10 protein-coding genes are annotated in these 9016 nt (G+C 71.0%); 8 read left to right on the top strand and 2 right to left on the bottom strand.

The genetic code is table 11. The annotated features are described in order from the left end of the window. Positions 1-166 precede the first annotated feature (166 nt). On the top strand, positions 167-1543 hold the full coding sequence (locus CA983_RS35740) for a pyridoxal phosphate-dependent decarboxylase family protein (protein WP_086604901.1): 1377 nt from the start codon (positions 167-169) through the stop codon (positions 1541-1543). Between the two features lie 89 nt (positions 1544-1632). Then, positions 1633-2487 carry an alpha/beta hydrolase gene (locus CA983_RS35735; protein ID WP_086604900.1) on the top strand — a complete coding sequence of 285 codons (855 nt, stop codon included), beginning with the start codon at positions 1633-1635 and terminating at the stop codon, positions 2485-2487. Positions 2488-2677: 190 nt separating this feature from the next. Here CA983_RS35735 and CA983_RS35730 read toward each other — a convergent pair whose 3' ends face one another. After that, positions 2678-3628 (bottom strand): MerR family transcriptional regulator, encoded by a 951-nt coding sequence (locus CA983_RS35730; protein ID WP_086604899.1) that lies wholly within the window; start codon positions 3626-3628, stop codon positions 2678-2680. A 513-nt stretch (positions 3629-4141) separates the two neighbouring features. On the opposite strand from CA983_RS35730, the gene CA983_RS35720 reads away from it, so the two are divergent. The 6 genes from CA983_RS35720 to CA983_RS35695 are packed head-to-tail and all read left to right on the top strand — an operon-like array spanning position 4142 to position 8341. Then, positions 4142-4591, top strand: coding sequence for a DoxX family membrane protein (locus CA983_RS35720; RefSeq protein WP_086604902.1), 450 nt, complete (start codon positions 4142-4144; stop codon positions 4589-4591). Continuing rightward, positions 4591-5001, top strand: coding sequence for a Zn-ribbon domain-containing OB-fold protein (locus CA983_RS35715; RefSeq protein WP_086604898.1), 411 nt, complete (start codon positions 4591-4593; stop codon positions 4999-5001). Before CA983_RS35720 ends, CA983_RS35715 begins: the two co-directional genes overlap by 1 nt. A 31-nt stretch (positions 5002-5032) precedes the next feature. Next, positions 5033-5698, top strand: a complete 666-nt coding sequence (locus CA983_RS35710; RefSeq protein ID WP_086604897.1) for a GNAT family N-acetyltransferase — start codon at positions 5033-5035, stop codon at positions 5696-5698. Between the two features lie 40 nt (positions 5699-5738). After that, complete coding sequence (locus tag CA983_RS35705; protein ID WP_086604896.1) at positions 5739-6614, top strand: GNAT family N-acetyltransferase; 876 nt, start codon at positions 5739-5741, stop codon at positions 6612-6614. Positions 6615-6661: 47 nt separating this feature from the next. Next, on the top strand, positions 6662-7330 hold the full coding sequence (locus CA983_RS35700) for a HEAT repeat domain-containing protein (protein ID WP_086604895.1): 669 nt from the start codon (positions 6662-6664) through the stop codon (positions 7328-7330). Positions 7331-7336: 6 nt separating this feature from the next. Next, positions 7337-8341 (top strand): HEAT repeat domain-containing protein, encoded by a 1005-nt coding sequence (locus CA983_RS35695; RefSeq protein ID WP_086604894.1) that lies wholly within the window; start codon positions 7337-7339, stop codon positions 8339-8341. A gap of 164 nt (positions 8342-8505) precedes the next feature. On the opposite strand, the gene CA983_RS35690 is transcribed toward CA983_RS35695, so the two are convergent. After that, positions 8506-9016, bottom strand: a 511-nt coding sequence (locus CA983_RS35690) for a pyridoxine/pyridoxamine 5'-phosphate oxidase (RefSeq protein ID WP_086604893.1), incomplete at its 5' end; no start/stop codon positions are given.

The raw sequence follows: 9016 nt of genomic DNA, 5'->3' as shown, positions 1-9016 counted from the left end.
CGGACGGGTGGGTGGTTCTGCTCGTCGGGGACGGTGGTGCTGGGGGTGTGACGGCGCGAGCTACCCGTCCGCGGGCATCCGTATCGGAGAGCGGTATCGGAGGGCAGTCCGATCTTCCCTCCATTGGCCGTTCCCAACCGCTCGGAGAGGTGGTTACCGTCCGGCCATGGACGAGCTGACCGCGATCTTCCATCGCGCCGCCGAGCACGCCGCCGCCTACCGCCGCTCGCTGCCCGAGCGGCCGGTGGCGCGGCCCGTCGACCACGCGGCCCTGCGCGCCGCGTTCTCCCGCCCCCTGAACCGCTCGCCCGCCGACCCGCTCACGGTGGTCGACGAGCTGGTGGCCGCCGCCGAGACCGGACTCGTCGCCACCGCGGGGCCGCGGTTCTTCGGGTTCGTCGTCGGCGGGGCGCTGCCCGCGGCCACCGCCGCGGAGATCCTCGCCGCCGGGTGGGACCAGAACGCCTTCAACGCCGCACTCTCGCCCGCCGCGCTCGCCGCGGAGGAGGCGGCGGGCGGCTGGCTGAAGGACCTGCTCGGCATTCCCTCCACGGCGTCCACCGGGTTCGTCACCGGCGGCCAGGCGGCCAACACCGCGGGGCTCGCGGCAGCCCGGCAGCATCTGCTCACCGAGGCCGGCTGGGACGTCGGGCGCAAGGGGCTGGGCGGCGCCCCGCGCCTGCGGGTGGTCGCCGGCGAGGAACGCCACGCCACCATCGACCGCTCGCTGCGGCTGCTCGGCCTGGGCACCGACTGCCTGGAGACGGTCCGCACCGATGGACGCGGCGCCCTCGACACCGACGACCTGCGCCGCGTGCTGGCATCCGACCCGGGCACGCCGGCGATCGTCTGCACCCAGGCGGGCAACGTGAACACCGGCGCCTGCGACGACCTGCGTACCGCCTGCGATCTCGCCCATGCCCACGGCGGCTGGGTGCACGTCGACGGCGCCTTCGGCCTGTGGGCGGCCGCGAGCGAAGCGACCCGCCACCTCGTCGACGGCGTCGAGCTGGCCGACTCCTGGGCCTGCGACGGCCACAAGTGGCTGAACGTGCCCTACGACTGCGGCTACGCCTTCTGCTCCCGCCCCGCCGTCCACGCCGGAGCTCTGTCGTACACCGCCTCCTACCTCACCCGCGCCGGCGGCACTCCGGCCGGCGGCGCCGACTACACCACCGAGTCCTCCCGCCGCGCACGCGGCTTCGCCACATGGGCGGCGCTGCGCGAACTCGGCCGTGACGGCGTCGCCGCGCTCGTGGACCGCTGCTGCCTGCTCGCCCGCCGCTTCGCCGACGGCCTGTCCGCGGCGGGCTACGAGGTCGTCCACGACGTGGTACTCAACCAGGTCCTCGTCAGCTTCGGCGACGACGCCCGCACCGACCACGTCGTACAGGCGGTGCAGAACGACGGCACCTGCTGGATGGGCGCCACCACCTGGCGCGGCCGACGGCTGATGCGCGTGTCGGTGTCCGGCCACAGCACGACGGAGGCCGACGTCGACCGGTCGATCGCGGCGGTCGTGCGGCTGGCGGGGGTGTCGTGATCCTGGCGGCACTCACGGGAAGTCAAGCCGTTTGGGGCAGGTCCTAAACCCCTTTGAGACGGTTCGCGATCTCTCCTAGGTTGGCCCGCGTGACGATCGAGGTGCCCTACCAGCCGCTTCCGGTTGACCAATCGGACGTTCGCTACGCCCACGGCCCCGACTCGGCTGTACAACCCGGCGTGCCCGCTGGCGAGACGATCGAATGCGATTGGAACGACAGCGCGATCTACCCGGGCACGTCCCGGAAGTTCTGGGTCCACGTGCCCGCGCGGTACAACCCTTCCGAGCCCGCCTCGCTGATGGTGTTCCAGGACGGATGGTGGTACCTGGACCCCGGAGGGGAGGTCCGCGGCGCGATAGTCCTGGACAACCTCGTCCACCGCGGGGAGATCCCGGTCACCATCGGCGTGTTCGTCGACCCCGGCGTCTTCCCCGACGCTGAGGATCCGAAGAACCGCAACACCGAGTACGACGCATACGACGATCAGTATGTCCGCTTCCTCCTGAACGAGATCATCCCCGAGGTCAGGAAGCGCTACTCGATCGCCGAGGACCCCGATCAGTGGGGCATCTGCGGCGGCAGCAGCGGAGGCAACTGCGCCTTCACCGCGGCGTGGCTATGCCCGGACAAGTTCCGCCGCGTCATCGGATACCTGTCCAGCTTCGCGCAGATGCCGGACGGCAACCCGTACCCCGAAGTCATTCCCCGTGTCCCCCGCAAGCCGCTGCGGATCTTCCTCCAAGCGGGCCATCGTGACCTGCGCTGGAACGAGCCCGAGGCGAACTGGCTCGCCGACAACTTGCGTGTCGCGGCAGCACTCGCAGAAGCCGGCTACGACTTCCGCCTCGTCCTGGGCGATGGCGACCACAGCCCCAACCACGGTGGTGTCCTGCTCCCCGATGCCTTGCGCTGGCTGTGGCGGTCTGATGATCAACCGAACTAGCCGGTGGGCTTGGGTGTGGAGCTTGCCCTCGGCGCGCTTGCGGTCGTAATACGTCCGTGAGTTGGGGTCATAGCGCACGCTCATCAGGGCGGACAGCAGAAGACGCGCTGGAGCCCTCGGGGGTAGTGGCGCGGCCGGTGCAGGTTGCCGATCTGCAGTACGTCGCACTTCACGTGGTGCCCTCCGGAGCTCAAGACGTCGCTACCACGGCGGAAGTACCGCCGAAAACGGTGGTGAACCAGGTGTGAACGGGAGCGAGGGTCGGTGATGCAGGCCATCCATTGATCGTCGCCAGGAGCTGCCAGTAGCGCTTCGCGTGTGGGTCGACGGACATCTGCAGACGGGCGAGGAGCCAGCGGCGCAGATCGCCGTCGCCGGCACACCCGAAGGCGTGGCCGTACAGGCCGCCCAGTGATTCGGCCAGGGGTGCGGTCTTGGCGGAAGCGGGGAGGATGCCGGCGCATACGGCTTCGTCGATGCGTTCACGCATCGCTTGGTCGAGACCGTCGTGGAGGCCGGTGACCTCCTGCAGGGAAGGCTCTTCCGCCTGCTCCTCGGCTACACGCCGCACCGCGGCACGGAAGTCGGCGCTCTGGCAGAGTTCGACGAGTTCCACCCACGCCCCGATCTGTTCGGGCGTGGGATCCTCGGGGAGCTCGGGCAGAACGGAGCGCATCAAGGTCACGAACTCGGGGTTGGAGTCGAGGCCCTTGAAGGCGTCGTCGACGAAATCGGTCACCAGTCGGCGTTGTTCGGTCCGGGACAGCGTGGCAAGTCGATGCATGAGGTCCATCTCCATGGTGGTGGGGCAGCCTCTGACGACTGCTCGTAGTACTGCCCGGCGCAGGCGGAGGGTCTGGATCTGAACGTCCAGGGCGTCGGCGTGTGCTTCCGCGACTTCAGGTACGGATGCCTCCCGGTCCAGCACCCTGCGCACGGTCGCCAGGGCGAGGCCGAGATCGCGCAGCGTGCGCGCCAGATCCAGGCGGGCGAGTGCGTCGTGGCCGTAAAGCCGGTAGCCCGCCGGGCTACGGGTGGTGGGCGGGACGATGCCCTGGTCGGAGTAATACCGGATGGCTTTCACTGTCAGGCCCGTCCGGCGGGATAGTTCTCCGATGGAATAGAGCGCGTCGCTGTCCATGTCCCCAGCTTGGTGTCTCCCCCCACGGGAGACTCAACCGAGACCGCACCTTCCGTGGCGGGGCCTCCCCGCGAAGTACACCCTGTGGCCGAACACCTGATGGCGGCGGGACACCAGGATGGCCGTGAACGGCAGGCTGCCCCGCCGGACCGACTGGTGGGACGAGGCGGACGTCGCGCCCATGTTCTCTGATCCGGTGATACGGCAGACAGTCATCGAGGAGCAGCCCCCTGCCGCTGTCCTGCTATGAGCAGCTCATCCCGGTCCTAGACGGCGGCGACGACCATCCCCGCTCCTACCTGCTGCGGCCCTCCGCAGGACGACCTTGCCACTCAGGCGCGCGAACGTGGCCGGCGTGTAGCACACCTGCCCGGCGCACACCTCCATCAGATCTTCGATCCTGCCGGCACAGCCCGGCACCTCGCCGAGCTCGCTCCAGGGCTTGTTACAGCACCGTACCTGACGTACCGTCAGGTCCCGGTCCAAGGGCGGCGGCAACGCGGGAGCATGGGCATGGACACGATCTGGCTCACCGGAGCGGAATGGCTGGCCGTGCTGCGGATCGGGCTCGGGCTGTGGTGGCTGGAGAGCTGGCGGCACAAGGACCGCAAGGCCTGGTTCGAGAGGGGCACCGGCATCACGTGGGCGGCCGGGATAGCCGCCAAGCACCGCTGGAGCGCCGTCCGTTCGGGCTTCGACTCGGTCGTCGCGCCACACCCGCGCACGATGGCGTACGTCGTCGTCTACGCGGAACTCGCGCTCGGACTGGGCCTGATCACCGGCTTCCTCACCCCGATCGCCCTGGTCGGCGGCTTTCTCCTCAACGCCCTCTACTTCACCCTCATGATCCACGACGTCGCCGAGCAGGGGCAGAACTCCATGATGGCGCTGATGACGGTGGTCGGGCTGTTCGGGATGTCCTGGCAGACCTGGTCCCTGGACAGCGCGCTGGGGTTGTTCTGATGGCGGGGCGTTTCGACCTGCCCGAACCGGACGCCTTCACCCGGACGTACTGGGAGGCGGCAGCCGAGGGCCGGCTGCTGATCCGCCGCTGCCGGGCCTGCGGCCGGGCCCACCACTACCCGCGCGAGTTCTGCCCCCACTGCTGGAGCGAGGACGTCACCTGGGAGCCCGCGAGCGGCCGCGCCACCCTCTACACCTGGTCCGTCGTCCACCGCAACGACCTGCCGCCCTTCGCGGAACGCACGCCGTACGTCGCCGCCGTGGTCGACCTCGCCGAGGGGCCGCGGATGATGACGGAGGTCGTGGGAATGGGTTCGGCGGAGGAACTGTCCGCCGGGGCGGAACTGGAGGTCGCCTTCCGGGAAGGGATCCCGGTGTTCCGGGTCGTGCCGGGCGCGGCTGGCGGGTGAACGGCACCGCCCCACGCGCTTGAATGGCCCCATGGCCCCCATACGCGGCCGGTCCCTGACCGGCCCCCTCCCGGAAATCCACGGCCGCGGCCTCCGTCTCCGCCCCTGGGACGCCGCATCCGGCTCCGACGTCGAGACATGGCTGCGCGGCTTGCGGGACCCGGAGTTCCAGCGCTGGAACACCCCGCTGAGGCTGGTCACGGACCGGACGAGCGCCCGGGAGTCGCTGCGCACGCGGGCACAGAGCGCGGCGGAGGGCACGTCCATGTCGTTCCGGGTCGCGGACGCCCGCAGCGACACGGCGCTGGGCCACATCGGCGTCAACGAGATCAAGTACCACGTGAAGGTCGCCCGCGTCGGCTACTGGGTGCTCCCCGAGGCCCGCGGCCAGGGCGTCGCCACCCGGGCCCTCCTGCTCGCCGCCCACTGGGCCTTCACCGAACTCGGCCTGCACCGGCTGGAACTGGACCACGCCGTCGGCCACGACGCCTCCTGCCGGATCGCCGAACGGTGCGGATTCGCGTACGAGGGAACCCTGCGCGGGGCGATCTTCCAGGAGGGCCGGCACGACGCGTTCCGGGACGCCCACCTGCACGCCCGGCTGGCGACGGATCCGGAACCGCATGCGGATGCGGATGTGGATGCCGAACCGGATGCGGAACCGGAGCGGGATGCGGGTCGAGGGCCCGGGGCGTAATTCGGAGGTGCCGGCCGGGGCCCGGGCGGCATCATGGGCCATGCCCACCGACGACTGGCACCTCACCCGGGACCTCGACGCCTTCCTGACCCGAGCCGGCGCCTTCCTCCACTCCCAGCCGGATCTCCACACCCTCCCGTTGACCGTGACGGAGAACCTGCGCACCCGCGGCCGGCACATCTACGGCGAGGGAGTGCCGGAGTTCGGCGTGCTGGAACAGGACGGCGCGGTCCGGGCGACGTTCTTCCGCACACCACCGCACCGGCTGAACCTCACCGTCCTGACGGCCGAGGAGGCCGATGCGCTGGCCGCACGGCTGGCCGCCCTCGGGCAACGCCTGCCCGGCGTGCACGCCGACCGCGACACCGCCACCGCGTTCGCCGAGGCCTGGCAGCGGCACACGGGCGCCACTGCCACCCTCCGTCAGCGCCAGCGGCTCTACCGGCTCGGCACCCTGACCGTGCCCCGACCCCTGCCGCCCGGCGGGCCCCGCATCGCCGGTAAGGCGGACCGCGAGCAACTCATCCGCTGGCACGATGAGTTCGTCGCAGCCGTCGGCACGGGCGTCTTCGCGGACGCCGCCGAGTGGGCGAACGCCCGTATCGAGCAGGGCGGCATCACGTTCTGGGAGACGCCCGACGGCACCCCCGCCGCCATGGCCGGAACGACCCTTCAGGTCGCCGGCCAGGTCCGCGTCGCCCCGGTCTACACCCCGCCCCACCTCCGCGGCCGCGGCTACGCGGGCGCCGCCACGGCCGAGGTCAGCCGCGCCGCCCTGGCCGCCGGAGCGCGGGAGGTGCTCCTCTTCACGGACCTGTCGAACCCGACCAGCAACGGCCTGTACCAGCGGATCGGGTACCGGCCGGTGGCGGACTTCGCGGCGTACGACTTCACCGGACGGTCCGCGACCGCTTGACCTTGACACCGTGACAAGGCCTTCACTGTGCCGAGGAGGTGGTCCCGATGAGCATGCCGCAACAGGACACGGATACGGTTCGAGTTCTCCAGGGGCTGGAGGACAGCAGCCCGTCGGTGCGGCTGCGGGCGGCGCTGGCGGTCGGCACGACCCCCGACCCGCGGTTCATCGGCAGGCTCATCGAACGATGCGCGGTCGAGCCGGAGTTCCACGTCCGTGAAATGCTCACCTGGGCGCTCACCCGCCACCCGGCATCGATGACGGTCCCAGGGCTCGTCGGCGAACTCCGCTCGGAGCGTGCGCAGGCACGGAGCCAGGCGTTGCACACGCTGTCCAAGATCGGAGACCGGCGGGCGTGGCCGGCGATCACGCGGGCGCTGCTGACCGACGCCGACGACGAGGTGGCGCGCAGCGCCTGGCGAGCGGCGGTCGTTCTCGTGCCCGAGGGTGAGGAGCAGGAGTTGGCCGACGTGCTGGTGACACAGTTCGGGCGCGGCGAGCGGGAGACGCGGTTGAGTCTCAGCCGGGCGCTGATCGCGCTCGGTGAGGGGACCATGCCGATCCTGCGCGCGGCGATGACCGATCCCGACCCCCGGGTGCGTGCGCACGCGATCGCCACGGAACGGCTGTCGCGCGACCCGGATGCCGGGTTCGAGTTCGCGATCGAGGAGGCGAAGCGCGTCGTGGTCCTCGGCGCGGCCGGCCAGGAGGAGTGACAGGCAGTGTTGATCGGTGATGTGGCACGGCGGTCCGGGGTCAGCGCCCGCATGCTCAGGCACTACGACTCGCTCGGGCTCGTGCGGCCGACGGGTCGTACCGGTGCCGGCTATCGCGAGTACTCCGGTGAGGACATCCGGCGGATCTTCCATATCGAGAGCCTGCGGTCGCTGGGGCTGTCGCTGCGTGACGTCGGGCGCGCGCTCGACGATCCCGGCTTCACGCCCTCGGAACTCGTCGACGACCTCATCCGCCAGACGCGGGAACGCATCGCAGCCGAGACGGAGCTGCTCACGCGACTCCGCCGGATCGGTGCCGCGGAGCCAGCCGGCTGGGAGGACGTCCTGCAGATCGTCGCCCTTCTCCAGGCGTTGGGCTCGAAGAGCGCAGGGACGCGCCAGCGCGCGGCCCTGTCCTCGGTCGAAGAGGTCCCGGTGCCGGTGGAAGCACTGGTCGAGGCAGCGCTGAGCGAGACGGACCCGAATGTGGCCGGAGCCCTTCGATGGGCCTTGGCGCAATCGGGCGACGGCGCACCGGCGCTGCTGGCGGAGGGTCTCGGCTCACCGGCGGCCGAGGTGCGGAAGCGTGCCGTCCAGTCCATCGCCGAGATTCCGAGCGGCAAGGCGACCGCCCTGCTGCGGGACGCCCTCGCGCACCCCGACATCGTGGTCCGCAGGTATGCGGCTGTGGCGCTCGGGCCACGTGGAGTGGCCGACGCGGTCCCGACGCTCATCGACATGATCGTCGAGGAGGCGAACGACGTCGACGCGGCGGACGCACTGAGCGCGCTGGCGGGTCGTCCCGCCTTGGCGGATCAGATCGCTGCCAGGCTCGTCGACTGCCTCACCGACGGCACCGTCGGATCGTCCGCACGGCTACGGCTGACACAGGCGCTCGCGGACATCCCGGGAAGCACGGCGTCACGTACCCTCGCGGATCTGTCGCATGACGCGGACCGTGCCGTCGCGCTCACCGCGGCCTACATTCTCGGCGTACGCAACGCGCGGTAACCCCGGGCCCCTATCCCGGGATACGCGACGCGCGGTAACCCCAGGCCCGTATCCCGGAACACGCGACGCGCCGTAACCCCAGACCCGCATCCCGGAACACGCGACGCGCCGTAACCCCCGACCCGCATCCCGGAACATGCAACGCGCGATACGCCCAAGCCCGTTCACGGCCACAGCAGTTCCCGCGTCCACCCTTCCTCCGTGCTCCGATAGCGGAGCCGTACGTGCCGCCGCGCCTCGTCTCCCTGGAAGAACTCCACCTCCTCCGGCCGCAGCCGGTACAGGGTCCAGGACGGTACGGGAGCCTCCGGCTCGCTCCGGGCCCGGTCCCACGCCGACTCCGAGGCCCGTGCCAACTCCTCCACGGAGCCCAGGATCTCGCTCTGGCGGCCGGTCAGTGCCGCGGCCAGCGCGCCCGTCGAGCGGGCGTGGAGGTCGCCTTGGGCCTCCTCGGACGGGGCCGCCGACACCGGGCCGCGGACCCGTACCTGCCGGCCGAGGACCGGCCAGTAGAAGCAGAGCGCGGCGTACGGGCGGGCGGTGAGATGGCGGCCCTTGCGGCTGCCGGCGTGGGACGCGAAGGACCAGCCGGTCTCGTCGGCGCCGTGCAGCATGACGATCCGTACGTCGGGCAGGCCGGCTTCGTCGGAGGTCGCCAGCGACATGGTGTGCGGC

Origin of the sequence: Streptomyces swartbergensis (assembly GCF_002148965.1) — a bacterium.
GTDB lineage: Bacteria > Actinomycetota > Actinomycetes > Streptomycetales > Streptomycetaceae > Streptomyces > Streptomyces swartbergensis.
This window is presented reverse-complemented; position numbering and strand designations above follow the sequence as displayed.

Coding starts and splice junctions, on each gene's coding strand:
- CA983_RS35740 (WP_086604901.1), top strand. CDS start 167: ATGGACGAGCTGACCGCGATCTTCCATCGCGCCGCCGAGCACGCCGCC.
- CA983_RS35730 (WP_086604899.1), bottom strand. CDS start 3,628: ATGGACAGCGACGCGCTCTATTCCATCGGAGAACTATCCCGCCGGACG.
- CA983_RS35720 (WP_086604902.1), top strand. CDS start 4,142: ATGGACACGATCTGGCTCACCGGAGCGGAATGGCTGGCCGTGCTGCGG.
- CA983_RS35715 (WP_086604898.1), top strand. CDS start 4,591: ATGGCGGGGCGTTTCGACCTGCCCGAACCGGACGCCTTCACCCGGACG.
- CA983_RS35710 (WP_086604897.1), top strand. CDS start 5,033: ATGGCCCCCATACGCGGCCGGTCCCTGACCGGCCCCCTCCCGGAAATC.
- CA983_RS35705 (WP_086604896.1), top strand. CDS start 5,739: ATGCCCACCGACGACTGGCACCTCACCCGGGACCTCGACGCCTTCCTG.
- CA983_RS35700 (WP_086604895.1), top strand. CDS start 6,662: ATGAGCATGCCGCAACAGGACACGGATACGGTTCGAGTTCTCCAGGGG.